Origin of the sequence: Borreliella bavariensis PBi (genome assembly GCF_000196215.1) — a bacterium.
GTDB lineage: Bacteria > Spirochaetota > Spirochaetia > Borreliales > Borreliaceae > Borreliella > Borreliella garinii.
Map to the genome: position 1 here is coordinate 239,224 of NC_006156.1, position 15,951 is coordinate 255,174.

Sequence of the window (15,951 nt, forward strand, 5' to 3'; positions counted from 1 at the left end):
CTAATTAATAAAATATGCAAACTCTCCTCTTCCTGTTTGTTGATTTATATTTGCTTCAACAGATAAATTAAAATATTTATTAGGCTCTTGGGGGCCTGGATAATAATATTCTAGCAAATAAGTACCTGTTTTTTGTTCTAAAATTAAATCATAAACCTTGGATACTCCTTCATAAGATGAAAAAGGAATTATAGCTCCACCTGTTTCATTAACTAAATACTCAAGCTTACTGTTAACAGGATCGTTGCCAAATAATATCAAGTAAAACCTTATATCATTATTTTTATAATAGCTTACTATTGTATCTAAAGAGTACTTTTCAAAAGCTTTATGATTTAAAACACCGCCACTAAAATAAACTACTGCCCTTCTTGAGCTTTTTGACATAAGCCCGGAACCCGCTAGCTTCAAACTAACATCTGTTTTTACAGTATCTGTACTATAAGGACCAAGAGAACTTGTGTTTTTAATGCTGCTTGTCAAACTTTCAATATTATCTATAATGGGCACACTTGTTGCATTTATAAAACTAAAGTTTTTATTTTTTGACGATTCTATTAAAGCATTTAGACCTACTATTTGATCTAGATCATAATTTTTCATATAAGAAGATTTATCAAAAACAACCGCTATATTAATGTCTTTTGAAGCATTTACATTATAAACTACTTTGGGATTTACAATGTAATAATTTTCATTTGCAATTGAAAAATTTTCACTTTTAAGTCCAACAACTGGTAATCCGCTTTTACTGCTAACATTAAGCTCAACGTAAATTTTAGGCCCACCAAGTCTAACTATTCTTCTAACATCAACATTTAAACTATCATAAAGGCTTGAATCACTCTTGTAAACTGAAACCTTAGCATTATTAAAATCTGAGACAATCATCTGATTGTTGGCATCCAAAATAGATGAAGAAATTTTAGAATTTACTTTGTCTGCTTTTAAAATTTTTGTAATTGTTTTTTTAGCAATATTGTATTTATAAACACCATATTTTGAAGATATTATAACATTATTGCCAGCAGAATCACTACTAAGGCCCTCTATTCCTTCAATAGAAGTAAAAATTGAATACAAATGATTACCACTAGTATCAAAAACTTCAATAGTGTTTCTCAAAGAATCTGCAACATAAATGTTTTCATTTAAGTAAGTAATACCTGTAGGACCTAGAAGCCCATTATAACCCGAAGTTTTATAACCAAAATGCAGAATAAAATCACCCTCAAGTCCAAATTTACTCACTCTTTTATTACCCCACTCGCTTACATAAATATAGTTTCTCTTATCAATAGCCATATACTGAGGAGCAAGCAATTCGCCATCTTTTGTGCCTTTTTTCCCAATAGATCTCTTTTTAACGCCAAGAACTTTGTCGTAAACGCCAATTTCATCACTTGAATAAAGAGTCACATAAAGCAAATTATTAGCTTCAACAACATCATAAGGTGATTTTACATAACTAAATCCATCTTTAACTAAAGCATTAACATTATTATTAACATCAAAATACAATATTTCATTACCTACAAAGTTAGCAGCATAATATCCACCATACTTATCAGCCCTCAAAGATGTAATCTGATACCCGTGTGGTCTTTTATAAATAGAATTATCAAGGGAAGCAACTTTTACAAGTTTTTTAAAATTAAGTTCGTAATTTGAAAAAATACCTCTCCTTTGCTCAATAGTAGAAATCAAATGTCTAAGATAAGGGACCTTATAACCTTGATCTTTTAAATTTCTCCATTCCATTAAAGCCTCTTCAACATAACCAAGTCTATAATAAACATTACCAGTCCAAAAATGATAATCAAGGTTATTAGGATCAAAGCTTAAAATTTTTTTAAAAGACAAAAGAGCATCATCATAAATTCCATTATTATAGGAATTAAGAGCCCATTTAAACTCTTCTTGAGCATCTTTATTGGTAACTATTCCTTGAGCATTTAAACTAAAAAGATTTAAAAAAAACAAACCAATAAAACCAAAAATTAACATAATCCCCTTACTCTTTAAAGACCTATTATAAGCACAATTTTTCCAAAAATAATACAAAAAAATTAATGCTATCATATAAAATTATTAATGATAATGTTAAATATACTACATCATTATGTTACTAATAATAGTAAAAAAGAGGAAAAATGAAAACTAGATGTTTTTGCCTAGCCGCATTTTCAGGAATTCTTACAACACTTGCAATTCCAAATGAAATTAAAGAAACCGGATATTCAATCCTAGGATTTGTTGCTTATGTACCGCTTTTTATAGCCTTAAACAAACTAGAAGATAAAAAAACATTAATAAGATTAACAGTATTTTACTTTATAATAGCCAATAGCTTACAAAATTTTTGGCTTGGATTTTTTCATGCATTTGGATGGATTACATTCATAGGAGTAATAATAGGATATATCCCATATTCATTAACTTTGGGTTATTTTCTTTATTACTCTTTAAAAAGCTTTAAAAATAAGACAATAGTAATAGCAATGCTTTTTACATTTTATGATTATTCAAGATCAATTGGATTTTTAGCATATCCCTGGGGGCTTGCGGCTTTCACCGTAAATAACTTCAACGATTTAATTCAAGTAGCAGACATTTTTGGTGTATTTTTTGTATCATTTGCAGTCTACTTTTTAAACTCAGGAATTGCGGACTTTTTAATCCATAAAAACAAAACAAATTTGCTAAACACAATATTTCCAATATTGCTAATAACGACATCTTTTACTTACGGAATGCTTAAAAAAATAGAACTAAAAAACTTATTAGCAAAAAAAATAGATAGCCTAAACATTGCAGCCATTCAGCTCAACACTGACCCATGGTTACCTGGAAATGACAAAAAAGGAATAAGAGATTCTATTGCAATTACAGAACAAGCCTTAAAAGAAAATCCAGAAATAGAATTTGTGGTCTGGAGCGAAGGGGTATTAACCTACCCTTTTAGCGAAAAAGACCAATACTTTAAAAACTATGACCTATATAATGAACTGAAAAATTTTATAAAAGAAAGAAAAATCCCATTTGCTATTGGAGCTCCCTCAAATGTCGACAAAACTATAGGAATTCAACAAAATTCTATTTATATGATAGAACCAAACCTTAACATTGCAAACATATACTCTAAAATATTCTTAGTCCCTTTTGCAGAAAAAATCCCATTTTACGAATATGAATTTGTAAGAAAATTTTTTAAAAAAAATTTTAGAATCTTGGGACAGCTTGAAGGGAATAAAATTGAAATATTAAAATTGAAAAAATTTAAATTTGCTCCCTTAATATGTTATGACGATGCATTTCCAGAACTTTCAAGGTTTTATAAAACCCAAGGCGCTAATACATTGCTAAATTTTTCAAACGATTCTTGGTCAAAAACAAATTCAGCAGAATGGCAACACTTTGTTGTAGCTAAATTTAGAAGTATTGAAAATGGAATCAAAACCATTAGAGCTACAAATTCAGGGATTACTGCAATAATCAATGAATACGGAGAAAGCATTAAAAGATTAGAAACTTTTAAAAAAGGCTACTTATTATCAACTGTAAAACTGTCCCCAACATTTACAACTATCTATGAAAAAATTGGAGACTCGTTTATACATATATTAATGATAATGTTTTTAATTATCACGCTAAGATTTCACTTTATGGAAGACAAAAACCAATTATTATCATCCTCTTTGGTAAAAATCAAAGTCTGATGTTCTTTCCAAAATGGAAAATTTTTAGTAACATCATTTTTTTTGGTATTCACATTAACGGCAAAAGCAGTATCATTGGATTTTGAAATTTTCAAAGACTTTAAATCATAATAATCATCAACTGATAAATACTCTAACTCATCTGCATCAACCTTAGATGAAGCTCTTGATAAAGCTGATATAAAATCACCTTTTGATTCAAATTGACCCATAACATCAACTTTATCCGCAACAACAGAGTCAAACAAATCAAATTTCTGAGAAATTAAAGCTCTTGTAAACTTTCCAAATTGAAATTTAATAATTTTATCTTGATTTTTACTTCTTTCTCTTTCAGCAAGATATCCTATTTTAGGAGCATTTGTAAAATCATTGATTTCTATTTTTTCGTGCACTATTCCTGGTATCTCCTCAAGCTTAACATTCTCAAGCATAACAACCTTGGAATTGTCATCTTTAATCCTAGTATCAAGCTCTTTAACTACAAGCTTAATATCAACTCCCTTTTTCAAATCTGGATAAAACTTTAAAGCTTTTGCTTGAAATAGCTTTCCCTTTTTAATTTTGCCAACATTTATATACCTTTGACCAACCTCATAATAAAAAATAGCAAGCTCTTTTTGTTTATCAGTATAAGAAGAACTCCCTTGAGCAAACAAATTTAAAAAAACAAAAGAGCATAAAAAATACAGAAGAAATAATCTCCCCATAAGAACCTCCATTAACACTCAACCTTTAAAATAAAACAAAAGAATGTCAATCTACTATAAGTAATTATAATACAAGTTTATCTCTAATTAAAGAAATCACTTTATTCTTATCTTCTTCGTTAAAAATATTTATATCATCGTAAGAAAATTTTATCTTTGAAGACAAGCTGTATTCATTATACCACTTCAAATATTTCCTATTAAGGCCCTCAAGATAATCTCTAGGAATATTCATTTCAAAGCTTCTATTTCTATTTTTAATCCTACGCTCAACCTCATCAATACTACAATCAAGATAAATAAGTAAACTTGGACGCTGAGAATGTTCAAGCATATTATCAAGAAGATCAATATATATTTTATATTCCTCATCAGAAATATGCCCATCGCAATTTAAAAGAGACGCAAACACACAATCACCATAAATAGATCTGTCAAGTATGCCCCCTTTTGTTCTAAACACACCTTTTATTAGCTTAAACCTCTCATTAAGAAAATTAATTTGAACTGGGAATGCCCATCTGGATTTATCCCTATAAAATTTATCTAATACAGCCAAAGTAAAATCATTATTAAGTTCACTGTAAAAAGGAACTTTTAATTCATTTGATAAAATATTTCCAAGAGTAGTTTTTCCTACCCCAATTAAACCTTCTATTACAATCACCAAGTCTACCTCCAAAAATAACTTAAATAATTTCCATACATAAGCCAATAAAAAAGAATTGCTAAAACAAAAACTCAATTAATCAAAAAAATCCAATGTAAAAATTTTAATATAAAATAAAAAATCCTTAAACAAATTTGGAGAAAGAAATCAATAATTTAAAAATTAAAATTTTTAAATTATTGACATTAATCTTAATTAAAAATAATATATTAAATATAAATATTATAAAGCTATAATTAAAAATATTAATTATATTTGGAAGGAATAGGCTAAAATATAAAAATCTAGCTATTTTGCAAAAAACACAACAAAATTTGATTAAAAAATTTAATATATTCAGATTCAAAAATTGAAAATTAAAACTTTTTAAGAAAAAAGAAAATTATTGTAACAATAAGGAGATAAAATATGAATTATACGAAATTTCAAGAATTCATATCGGAATTTTTGGGAACATTTATCCTATTAGCTCTAGGAACTGGATCTGTTGCAATGACAGTATTATTTCCATCAAGTCCTGAAATAACGGGTGAAATAATAAAAGGGGGATATACAAATATAGTATTTGGATGGGGACTAGGTGTAACGTTTGGTATTTATACATCAGCAAGAATTAGTGGGGCACACCTAAACCCAGCTGTTAGCATAGGATTGGCAAGTGTTGGAAAATTTCCCGTTTCAAAACTTTTGCATTACATTGTAGCTCAAATATTAGGAGCATTTACAGGAGCATTAATGACACTTGTTGTATTTTATTCTAAATGGATGGAAATAGATCCTGGTCTAGAAAATACTCAAGGTATAATGGCAACTTTCCCTGCTGTTCCTGGATTTTTGCCTGGATTTATTGATCAAGTTTTTGGAACCTTTTTGCTAATGTTTTTAATTTCTGTTGTTGGAGAATTTGTAAAAAAACATGACGATAGTCCATTTATTCCATTTATTATAGGAGCAGTGGTTTTAGCAATAGGAATAAGTTTTGGAGGAATGAACGGCTATGCTATTAATCCTGCAAGAGACCTGGGACCAAGAATTTTACTCTTATTTGCTGGATTTAAAAATCACGGCTTTAATAACCTAAGTATATTTATTGTGCCAATAATTGGTCCAATAATTGGAGCAATTTTAGGCGCTACAATTTACGAATTTACACTAAAAAACAATAAAGGCTAAAAGATATTCAGCTTTATTAAAACTAAAAGGGAAAAATTATGAAATATATTTTATCTATTGATCAAGGTACTACTAGCTCAAGAGCAATAGTATTTGATAAACATGCAAACATAAAAGGGCTTGCTCAAAAAGAATTTACTCAAATTTATCCACAACCAAGCTGGGTGGAGCATGATCCTACTGAAATATGGGGATCGCAACTTGGAGTTATAACAGAAGCTCTTGCAAATTCAAGAATTTTACCAAATGAAGTTGATGCTATTGGAATAACTAATCAAAGAGAAACTACAGTTATATGGGAAAAAAGTACAGGAAAACCCATTTATAATGCAATAGTATGGCAAGATAGAAGAACTGCAAAAATTTGTGACCAATTAACAAAAGAGGGAAAAGATAAAATTATTTTGGAAAAAACAGGTTTAGTACTAGATTCTTATTTTAGTGGTACAAAAATACTGTGGATCTTGGATAATGTAGAGGGCGCTAGACAAAAAGCTGAAAATGGTGAATTGTGTTTTGGAACAATAGATACATGGCTATTATGGAATCTGACTCAAAAAAAAGTACATGCAACCGACTATTCTAATGCTTCAAGAACATTATTGTTAAACATTAAAACATTAGAATGGGATGATGAACTTTTAAAGATATTAAATATTCCAAAAGCAATTTTGCCTGAACTTAAAGAAAGCTCTACAATATATGGCGAAACAGACAAATCGATATTTGGAGCAGAAATTCCTATTGCAGGAATTGCCGGAGATCAATTTGCAGCAACATTTGGACAAGCCTGCCTTAAAAAAGGTATGGCTAAAAACACATATGGAACTGGTTGCTTTTTAACGGTAAATATAGGTAAAGAACCAATTATTAACCATGAAAGACTTTTAACTTCAATCGCCTGGGGAAGAAAAAAAACCGTAACTTATGTTCTTGAAGGAAGCGTTTTTATTGGTGGAGCCGTAATCCAATGGCTAAGAGACGGTCTTGAATTTTTCAGAAAAAGTTCAGATGCAGAATCATTGGCAAGCTCTGCTTCAGATAATGGAGGGGTTTATTTTGTACCAGCATTTGTTGGGCTCGGTGCACCTCATTGGGATTCTTATGCAAGAGGAACAATCATTGGAATAACAAGGGGATCGACAAAAGCGCACATTACAAGAGCTGCTCTTGAAAGCATCGCATTTCAAAGTTTTGATATACTAAATACTATGAAAAAATCCATTCCCAACTTTGAAATTAAAGAATTAAGAGTAGACGGAGGAGCAAGTCAAAACAATCTATTAATGCAATTTCAAGCTGATCTTTTAGAATGTAAAGTTGTAAGACCAAAAATAACAGAAACAACAGCACTTGGGGCTGCTTATCTTGCAGGACTTGCATCGGGTTATTGGCAAAGCGCCGAGGAAATCATAAGCCTTTGGCAAGTAGATAAAATATTTGAACCTTCAATGCCAAAAAATCAAAAAGAAAAGCTTCTTGAAAATTGGAACAGAGCAATTGAAAGATCAAAATCCTGGATACAGAATTCCAATAGTCTATAAAAGTTTAAAACAAGACTTTAAAGATTATAACAAAAATATACCGGAGACAAAATTATGCACAATTTATTTGATTTTTTTAAAACTAGAACAACATATGATAAAAATGTCTGTATTAAATCGAAAGAAAAATCACAAAAAATTGAAAAATTTACCAATGCAATTAATTTATAATATTATTCAATAAAATTAAAACAAATGATCTTTGCGAATTTCTCAAATCTGGCATTTAATTAAAAAGAAAAGAAATTAACTAAAATGGAGGAATATTTAAATTTCATGAATAATAACAAAGAAACAAAATTAAAAGATCTTGAAAATCAAGAATTTGATCTCATAATAATTGGAGGAGGCGCAACAGGTCTTGGTATCGCAGTAGATGCAATCACAAGGGGATATAAAGCAATACTTATAGAAAAATTTGACTACGCAAAAGGAACTTCCTCTAGATCAAGCAAATTAATTCACGGGGGAGTAAGATATTTAGCTCAATGGAATATTTCTTTGGTTAAAGAAGCCTTACATGAAAAAGCAATTCTTGAAAAAAATGCACCTCATTTAATTAACGAATGTGCATTTATTACCCCTATTTATAATATCTTAGAAATACCTTATTATTATCTGGGATTAACTTATTACCACAATCTTATGGGCAAAGAAAAAGCTACCAAATATAAAACTAAATTACTATCCAAAAAATCTACCATTGAAAAAGCTACTAATATTAAAACAAAAGGCCTTAAATGCTCTGTTTTATATTACGATGATTCATTCGATGATGCTAGAATGGCAATAACATTATTAAGAACTTTTACCGAAAAAGGAGGAATTGCCCTTAACTACACAGAGCTTGTACAATTTAACAAGGAAAACGGAAAACTTTCAGGGGTTTTAATACAAAATAAATTGTCAAAAGAACAAATTTCATTAAAAAGTAAATGTATAATAAACGCAACAGGAATATTTTCAGATGAAATAAGAAGATTGGATGATGAAAAAGCTTTAAACATTATCAAACCTTCCCAAGGTAGCCATTTAATAATCAAAAAAGACAAATTCCCCCAAAATTATGCAATATTAATACCTAAAACTAGTGATAATAGAATTTTATTCGCTATTCCTTGGTATGATGGCGTTGTTTGTGGAAGTACCGACATTCCAATAAAAGAGATAGAAGTAGAGCCCAAAAGACTTGATGAGGAGATTGACTTTATAATAAATAATTTAAACAATTATTTAAATATTAAAATAGAAAAATCAGATGTAAAAAGCGTATATACTGGAATAAGACCCTTAATAATGGATCCAAAAGTCGAAGGCAACACTTCAAAAATTTCAAGAAACGAAAAAATATTTATATCAGATTCAAATCTTATTACAATAGCGGGAGGCAAATATATTACATATAGAAAAATGGCAGAAAAAACCTTGCTCAAAGCCATAGAAAAAAATTTATTACCAAATTATCCACCAACTACAGAAAATTTAAAGTTACACGGCTATCTTAAAAAAGAAGAGGCAGTAAAAATTCCTGAATCTTTTAGAACTTATGGTAGTGACTTTGAAATTCTAAAAAATATGGAAGGGTTTGACAAAAAGATACACGAGAGCTTAGATTTAAATGAAGCTCAAATAGCTTTTTCGATTGAATTTGAACAAGCCAAAACTATTGACGATGTTTTAGCAAGAAGAACAAGATCGTTGCCTTTAAATCCTCAAGCTGCAATTGAAGCTGCCCCAAGGGTTGCTGAAATAATGATGAAAAAATTAAATAAATCTGAAAAGTGGAAAAATGAACAAATAAAAACCTTTTTAGAAATAAGCAAAAAATATTTAATTAAAAATTAAATTAATTTTTACTATTAAACAAAGGGATTGTTTAACAATCCCTTTTAATTTAAAATTTAAAACATTTCAAAAGCCTTAAACCTAATTCACATTAACAAATTCACAAGCAAGCCTTGAATCTCTTCAATGCTGTCTAAAAGCTTAATCTGGGTCATTTGATTTTGCAAAACAGAATAGGCAAGTCTATCCAACTTGTCGTTAATAATCTTAATAATTCTATACTTGGGCCGCTTAGGATCTCCAAAGCTGCCCCCTTTTTGTTCTTTCAAGCAAACAGAAGATGATATAATAATAGACATAAACTCTGAAATAACTTTTTTGTAAAAAATCACATTTTGTCTTGAAGGCTCGCTTAAAAGTCTTTCGCCAATCTCGTTAATTCCATCTAACATACTTTTAATCAAATCAAGATTAAATTCGCCATTTTCAAGTAAAATAAAATACTTATCCTCTTTAACACTTTCAATCTGAAACACCGAAGAAAAAGCATTGTTCTTATCAAAGAATACTTTTTTGCCACCTTTTTTATAATCTTTTGAATTAAGATTTAATACTCCGGCAATCAAATTATTTACTTTCATCTATTTTACTCATAACGCTTGTAAAATATTTATCATCTTCACCTTCTAAAGGTTGAGAAGATTTTTTTTCTTCTTGATATTCCTTATTGATTTCAATTAAAAGATCTTCATTAACCTTATAAGAACCAGTATAAAAAAATGTATTTTTTTCAGGAGCTCTAAGATACTCAGCGCCAATATCCATATACCCATCAATAATAGCACCCTCTTCAACTTCAATCGACTTGCAAGAAATATTTCCAATAACACACCCCGATGCAAATATTTTAATCTTGCTTTTAGCATAAATATTGCCCACAACTATTCCGGAAATAACAAGTTCATTAGCATCAATACTAGACTTAACCCTACCACTCTCTCCAATAATTACTCTTTTAGTAGAACTAATAGTACCCATAAAATCGCCATCAAGTCGAATAAAATTATTTGAAACTAAATCTCCTTTAAAAAAATCACCAACACCCACTATTGTTTTTATTTCATCAAAAATAAACAAAGATGATGCTTTTCTTTCTTTTTTTACAGTCAAAAAATTTAACATCTATTTTGAAGCTCCTGTTGCTAAATTTAAATACATATCGGGATTAATAACTTGAGAACCTACGCGAACCTCATAATGAACATGAGGACCCGTTGCATAGCCTGTCTGTCCCATAAATCCAATGACCTGTCCCTTTTTAACATAAGACCCTTTAGAAGTATTAAGGCGCGACATATGTGCATAAAGAGTGGCAAGTCCATACTTATGCTTAATTTGAACAAAATTGCCATAGCCTGCTGATTGATAACTTGCCCTAACGACCTCCCCATCAGCAGTTGCAACAATAGGGGTTCCAATTCTAACCCCTCCAAGATCTATGCCTTTATGAATATACCATTGCCTAGTAAAAGGTTCAATAGCAGGACCAAAATGCAAAGTAATAATTCCAGATCCACCCGCAAGAGGCCAAAGAGAAGGAATGTCATTTAAAAGCTTATCTTGAGCGTGTAAGACCTTAACTATGCTTTTAAGAGGAGGAATTGAACTTTCTATTTTGCTTTTAATATTTTTAAGATCGCTAAGTTCTTTTATTGAATTGGCTTCTAAAATTTGCAAATCAATAAAATCAGAAAGATCTCCATCTAGTTTATTTTTATTTAAATCAGCACCATTAGAATTAATTTTTAAAGAGGTTTTAAGCTCATCTAAAATTTTGGAAAAATTTTTTGCAACAGAATTAATTTCCACAACTGTATTTCTAAAATCTTCAATCTCAGATTCTGCTAAAGAGTAATTTTTCTCTGTAGATTTCACAATTGATGAGAGAGTAACATAATTTACAGCAAGTAAAACAAAGCCTATAAAACCGCCTAAAAAAAAAGTAGAAAAGAAAAATAAAGTCAAAAAAGAAATTTTAATATTTTTTACATTCCCTTTAACATGGGGAATAATCATAAAGCTAATATTTTGCTTAAAAAAAGAATGTATAACTTTGAGGGTTATAAACAAAGAATTATAAATAACCCAAAAAAACTTGAGAATTCCTTTAAAACCTAAAATAATTTTAAATTTAATTCTTTTCTTCATAACAAACCCTACCAAAAATTACCATACTCAAACAAAAAAATTAAAAATCTATTTTAATACTTTAGATAAAAATCCAAATTTTTCGATAAAAACACGGTACAAAAATATTGAATAAAATACACATAATTAAAGAGAATAATACTTAAAACTAATATAGCTATACAATTAAACTCACAAATACTTTATTATTATATAAATGAAAACACTATTTTTTGCAACAACAAATGAAAATAAAATAAATGAGGTAAAGAATATATTAGATATGCCCAATTTAAATTTAGTGGTACCTAAAAACTTCAACATAAAAGAAACAGGAACAACATTTAAAGAAAACTCTTTACTTAAAGCAAAAGCTCTGTTTGCAATTTTAAATAAAAATCAAAATGTTTTTGGAGAAGATTCTGGATTGTGCATTGAGGCACTAAACTTGGAGCCTGGAATTTACTCTAAAAGATATGACACTTATAAGCTATGTAAAAAATTAAGCACTAATGAAAAAAATCAACTTATTTTAGACTTAATGAAAAATGAAAAAAACAGAAAAGCATATTTTATATGCAACATAAGTTATATATCAAAAGATAGACAAATATTAAATTTTGAAGGAATTATTAAAGGGGAAATTGCCTTAAGTTTAAATGATGATAAAAACTATGGATTTGGTTATGATTCAATATTTTTAACTAAAAATAATAAAAAGCTTAGCGATCTAACACTTGAAGAAAAAAATAAAATATCTCATCGGGGAATAGCATTTTCAAAATTTAAAAAATTTTTATTAAAATCTTTATTCAACAACTAAACTTAAAAGCTTTTTATATATAAAGTTTAGACTTTATTGTAAAATAAAAAGCACAATGTTTATAAAATTTCAATGTACTATTTCTTTCCAAACAATGAAAAAAAGGAAGAGGAGAATTTAGTGATAAATAGAAATGAAATCAATGAGAATGATAAATGGGATTTATCTTTTCTATTTGCAAATGAAGAAGAATATGCAAAAGCAATCAATGCTATTGAAATTAAAACCAAAGAATTTAAAAAATATGAAAAATTGGAATTAAATTTTGATTTATTTAAAGAAACTTTAAATAAATACTATGAAATTATGGAAGATTTAGAGAAAGTCTCTTACTATGCAATGCTTCAATTAGAAACAGATGTAACCAATAAGGATTCAAATAAAATATATTCTATATGTGTCAATATAGCTACAAAAGTATCTAATGCCACCTCATTCTTAATGCCCAAAATACTAAAATCAGATGCAAAAAAAATTCAAGCTTGGATAAATAAGCCTGAGCTTAAAGAAAAAAAAATTGCAATTGAAAAAATACTAAGAGAAAAAAATCATATTTTAAGCGAACAAGAAGAGGAAATACTTGCTAACTACACCCCTCTTTACTCATCTTATCAAAACATATTCTCAACATTAACAAATGCTGATATGGAATTCGGAGAAATTAATGGAAATCCTTTAACCAATTCCACCTACACACTATTTTTACAAAACGAAAATCAAAAAATACGAAAAGAAGCTTTTTTCAAATTTTATCAAAAATACAAAAATAACGAAAATACGCTTGCTAATCTTATTATCTCAGACTTTAAAAAAAATCACTTCATTGCAAAGACAAGAAAGTTTCAAAATACTTTTTCAATGCAACTCTTTTCAAATAACATTGACAAAAAAGTTTATACAAATTTAATCGAAACTGTCAATGAAAATTTATCTGCGCTTAATGACTATTATGAATTTAGAAAAAAAATTTTAAACCAAGAATATCTATATCACTACGATGTTTACGTACCATTAACAAAAGGAATAACATTTAAAAATTCGTTTGAAGAAGCTTGTGAAAAAATATTAAAATCTTTAGAGATATTGGGAAATGAATATACAGAAATCTTAAAAAATGGCCTTTTGAAAGAAAGATGGGTTGATAAATACGAGAATACTGGAAAAAGATCAGGGGCTTTTAGCGCTGGATCATACAATGGAAAACCTTATATACTGCTTAATTACAAAGAAGAATCAATAAGAGATATGTTTACACTTGCACACGAAGCAGGACATTCAATGCACTCTTACTTTAGCATAAAAAATAACCCATTTCCGCATTATAATTATTCTATTTTTGAAGCAGAAATAGCATCAATAATTAACGAACAAATATTAGCAGAATATTTGCTTAAAAACGAAACCGATACTAAAAAAATAAAATATATAAAACTCACACAAATTGACGACATGATTTCAACATTCTTCCGACAAACAATGTTTGCTGAATTTGAATACATTATTCATGAAATGATTAGCAAAGAAGAACCTATAGTAAAAGAAACACTAACAGAAACTTATATGAATTTGCTAAAAAAATACTTTGGACCTAGCCTAAAATTTGATGAATTAAGCTCCCTTGAATGCCTTAGGATCCCTCACTTTTATTCTCCCTTTTATGTATATCAGTATGCCACAGGCATTGCAGCTGCTCTATCAATATACAAAGACATTAAAGAAAATAAAAAAGATGCTGTAGAGAATTATATAAAATTTTTAAAAACAGGTGGTTCTAAATATCCATTAGATTCTTTAAATATTACCGGGGTAGATTTAACAAAAAAAGCAACAATAGAAAATACTATTAACATTTTCAAATGTAGACTTGAAGAGATAAAGAAAATATTCCAATAAAAGGAGATTTACTGTGAAAAATATCAATTTGATTTTAGCTTGGCTTGTACATATTTTTACAGCATCTGGCTTGATTGTAGGACTTTACTCAATAATTTCAATTGTAAATGGTGATTATTCTCTTCTTTTAAAGTTAACAGTAATAGGACTTATAATAGATGGAATTGATGGAACTATGGCAAGAAAGCTTAAGGTAAAAGAATTAATACCTGAAATTGATGGCGCTCTACTTGATAACATTATAGACTACATAAACTATACATTCATACCCGTTATATTTTTTTATTGGGGAGAATTTATTGAAGAAAAATATAAAGTCGCCATTTGCATTGGAATTTTACTCTCATCAGCATACCAATTCTCAAGAATAGATGCAAAAACAAATGACAACTACTTCAGAGGATTTCCTTCTATATGGAATCTCTTTGTAATATTAAACATAATTTTTAAAATAGAACAAATAACAAATCTTGTTATGATATCAATATGTATTGTGATAAGCTTTGTCCCAATAAAATTTATTTACCCATCAAAAACTAAAGAATTAAAGAAAATTACCATACCAATAACAATAATAAGTTGCGTAATATTTGTTGTATCAATATTTCTAGACTTATCCACAACAGCTTTAAAAATATCAAAAACAATTCTCATCCTTTACTTTACATATTTAACTTTAGCAAGCATATATTTAACCTATAAAACAAGAAATAGATGATAACAATGCATATAAACACAATAATAGAATCCATTGATTCAAACATAGCTTATTCCCCAATAGTATTTTTTTCTTTACTAATCTTAGCAGGGCTTAATGTTCCTATTTCAGAAGATGCAATAGTACTAATGGGTGGAATTTTATCTAGTCGAAAAAATGAATATACTGTATTAATATTTTTAGGAATTTTTTGGGGAGCATATCTTGGAGACATAATATCTTTTTACATTGGGAAATTAATGGGAAATAAATTGTTCAAAAATAAGAAAGACAATAACCTACTTGACAAAATAAATTACTATTATGGTCAATACGGAGTATTAACTTTATTTATAGGAAGGTTTATACCCTTTGGAGTTAGAAATGCAATATTTATATCAGCAGGAATGGGAAATATGAAATCCAATCTATTTATTGTTTCTGACTTTTTTGCAACTCTACTTTCAATAATGGTTTATTTTACTCTAAGCTTTAAACTAGGACAATCATTTGAAATAATATTTTCAAAAATAAAAATAATTATATTTGCAATATTTATTACCATAATATCAACAACAATAATAATCTGGGTAATTAAAAAAAATAAAAAAGTTGACAAAAATTTAAAATAAAAAATATAATGGTTAATAGTGCTGTGGTGGTGGAAGTGGTAGACACGCTAGCTTGAGGGGCTAGTGGGCGTAAGCCCATGCTGGTTCAAGTCCAGTTCACAGCATCAAAATTGTTAAG

At 28.6% G+C, this 15,951-nt stretch carries 14 protein-coding genes and 1 tRNA gene; 9 read left to right on the forward strand and 6 right to left on the reverse strand.

Annotated elements, in window-relative coordinates:
• On the reverse strand, positions 1 to 2,007 hold the full coding sequence (locus BG_RS01150; RefSeq protein WP_011193577.1) for a hypothetical protein: 2,007 nt from the start codon (positions 2,005 to 2,007) through the stop codon (positions 1 to 3).
• A 146-nt stretch (positions 2,008 to 2,153) separates the two neighbouring features.
• On the opposite strand from BG_RS01150, the gene lnt reads away from it, so the two are divergent.
• On the forward strand, positions 2,154 to 3,719 hold the full coding sequence (gene lnt, locus BG_RS01155; RefSeq protein ID WP_011193578.1) for an apolipoprotein N-acyltransferase: 1,566 nt from the start codon (positions 2,154 to 2,156) through the stop codon (positions 3,717 to 3,719).
• Here the strand turns inward: lnt and BG_RS01160 are convergent.
• Positions 3,659 to 4,429, reverse strand: coding sequence for a hypothetical protein (locus BG_RS01160; protein ID WP_011193579.1), 771 nt, complete (start codon positions 4,427 to 4,429; stop codon positions 3,659 to 3,661). The two genes, lnt and BG_RS01160, sit on opposite strands and share 61 nt — an antisense overlap.
• A gap of 64 nt (positions 4,430 to 4,493) precedes the next feature.
• Entirely contained in the window at positions 4,494 to 5,096 is a 603-nt protein-coding gene (locus BG_RS01165) for a deoxynucleoside kinase (RefSeq protein ID WP_011193580.1), read from the reverse strand.
• Between the two features lie 411 nt (positions 5,097 to 5,507).
• Here BG_RS01165 and BG_RS01170 point away from each other — a divergent pair, with 411 nt between their 5' ends.
• The 3 genes from BG_RS01170 to BG_RS01180 all read left to right on the forward strand — a co-directional run bounded on the left by BG_RS01170 (position 5,508) and on the right by BG_RS01180 (position 9,661).
• A complete protein-coding gene (locus BG_RS01170) occupies positions 5,508 to 6,272 on the forward strand; it encodes an MIP/aquaporin family protein (RefSeq protein WP_011193581.1) in 765 nt (254 codons plus the stop codon).
• A gap of 38 nt (positions 6,273 to 6,310) precedes the next feature.
• A complete protein-coding gene (gene glpK, locus BG_RS01175; RefSeq protein WP_011193582.1) occupies positions 6,311 to 7,816 on the forward strand; it encodes a glycerol kinase GlpK in 1,506 nt (501 codons plus the stop codon).
• Positions 7,817 to 8,071: 255 nt separating this feature from the next.
• A complete protein-coding gene (locus BG_RS01180; RefSeq protein WP_095205638.1) occupies positions 8,072 to 9,661 on the forward strand; it encodes a glycerol-3-phosphate dehydrogenase/oxidase in 1,590 nt (529 codons plus the stop codon).
• 86 nt (positions 9,662 to 9,747) lie between these two features.
• On the opposite strand, the gene BG_RS01185 is transcribed toward BG_RS01180, so the two are convergent.
• The 3 genes from BG_RS01185 to BG_RS01195 are packed head-to-tail and all read right to left on the reverse strand — an operon-like array spanning position 9,748 to position 11,809.
• The gene (locus BG_RS01185) at positions 9,748 to 10,242 is read right to left on the reverse strand and encodes a YaaR family protein (protein WP_011193584.1); all 495 of its coding nucleotides are present in this window, start codon (positions 10,240 to 10,242) and stop codon (positions 9,748 to 9,750) included.
• Positions 10,229 to 10,783, reverse strand: coding sequence for a bactofilin family protein (locus tag BG_RS01190; protein WP_011193585.1), 555 nt, complete (start codon positions 10,781 to 10,783; stop codon positions 10,229 to 10,231). Before BG_RS01190 ends, BG_RS01185 begins: the two co-directional genes overlap by 14 nt.
• Positions 10,784 to 11,809, reverse strand: coding sequence for a M23 family metallopeptidase (locus tag BG_RS01195; protein WP_011193586.1), 1,026 nt, complete (start codon positions 11,807 to 11,809; stop codon positions 10,784 to 10,786). It lies immediately after the preceding gene.
• A 196-nt stretch (positions 11,810 to 12,005) separates the two neighbouring features.
• Between BG_RS01195 and rdgB the strand changes: the two genes are divergently transcribed.
• The 5 genes from rdgB (at position 12,006) to BG_RS01220 (ending at position 15,937) form a co-directional block, all read left to right on the forward strand.
• Positions 12,006 to 12,611 (forward strand): RdgB/HAM1 family non-canonical purine NTP pyrophosphatase, encoded by a 606-nt coding sequence (rdgB, locus tag BG_RS01200; protein ID WP_011193587.1) that lies wholly within the window; start codon positions 12,006 to 12,008, stop codon positions 12,609 to 12,611.
• A gap of 120 nt (positions 12,612 to 12,731) precedes the next feature.
• The gene (pepF, locus tag BG_RS01205; protein ID WP_011193588.1) at positions 12,732 to 14,504 is read left to right on the forward strand and encodes an oligoendopeptidase F; all 1,773 of its coding nucleotides are present in this window, start codon (positions 12,732 to 12,734) and stop codon (positions 14,502 to 14,504) included.
• A gap of 13 nt (positions 14,505 to 14,517) precedes the next feature.
• On the forward strand, positions 14,518 to 15,222 hold the full coding sequence (pcsA, locus tag BG_RS01210) for a phosphatidylcholine synthase (RefSeq protein ID WP_011193589.1): 705 nt from the start codon (positions 14,518 to 14,520) through the stop codon (positions 15,220 to 15,222).
• The gene (locus BG_RS01215) at positions 15,219 to 15,833 is read left to right on the forward strand and encodes a DedA family protein (protein ID WP_011193590.1); all 615 of its coding nucleotides are present in this window, start codon (positions 15,219 to 15,221) and stop codon (positions 15,831 to 15,833) included. Before pcsA ends, BG_RS01215 begins: the two co-directional genes overlap by 4 nt.
• A gap of 20 nt (positions 15,834 to 15,853) precedes the next feature.
• A tRNA-Leu gene (locus tag BG_RS01220) sits at positions 15,854 to 15,937 on the forward strand.
• The last annotated feature ends 14 nt before the right edge of the window (positions 15,938 to 15,951 follow it).

Excerpts from the sequence above, each read along its gene's own strand:
- BG_RS01150 (WP_011193577.1), bottom strand. The coding sequence starts at position 2,007 with ATGTTAATTTTTGGTTTTATTGGTTTGTTTTTTTTAAATCTTTTTAGT.
- lnt (WP_011193578.1), top strand. The coding sequence starts at position 2,154 with ATGAAAACTAGATGTTTTTGCCTAGCCGCATTTTCAGGAATTCTTACA.
- BG_RS01160 (WP_011193579.1), bottom strand. The coding sequence starts at position 4,429 with ATGGGGAGATTATTTCTTCTGTATTTTTTATGCTCTTTTGTTTTTTTA.
- BG_RS01170 (WP_011193581.1), top strand. The coding sequence starts at position 5,508 with ATGAATTATACGAAATTTCAAGAATTCATATCGGAATTTTTGGGAACA.
- glpK (WP_011193582.1), top strand. The coding sequence starts at position 6,311 with ATGAAATATATTTTATCTATTGATCAAGGTACTACTAGCTCAAGAGCA.
- BG_RS01180 (WP_095205638.1), top strand. The coding sequence starts at position 8,072 with ATGGAGGAATATTTAAATTTCATGAATAATAACAAAGAAACAAAATTA.
- BG_RS01185 (WP_011193584.1), bottom strand. The coding sequence starts at position 10,242 with ATGAAAGTAAATAATTTGATTGCCGGAGTATTAAATCTTAATTCAAAA.
- BG_RS01190 (WP_011193585.1), bottom strand. The coding sequence starts at position 10,783 with ATGTTAAATTTTTTGACTGTAAAAAAAGAAAGAAAAGCATCATCTTTG.
- BG_RS01195 (WP_011193586.1), bottom strand. The coding sequence starts at position 11,809 with ATGAAGAAAAGAATTAAATTTAAAATTATTTTAGGTTTTAAAGGAATT.
- rdgB (WP_011193587.1), top strand. The coding sequence starts at position 12,006 with ATGAAAACACTATTTTTTGCAACAACAAATGAAAATAAAATAAATGAG.
- BG_RS01215 (WP_011193590.1), top strand. The coding sequence starts at position 15,219 with ATGATAACAATGCATATAAACACAATAATAGAATCCATTGATTCAAAC.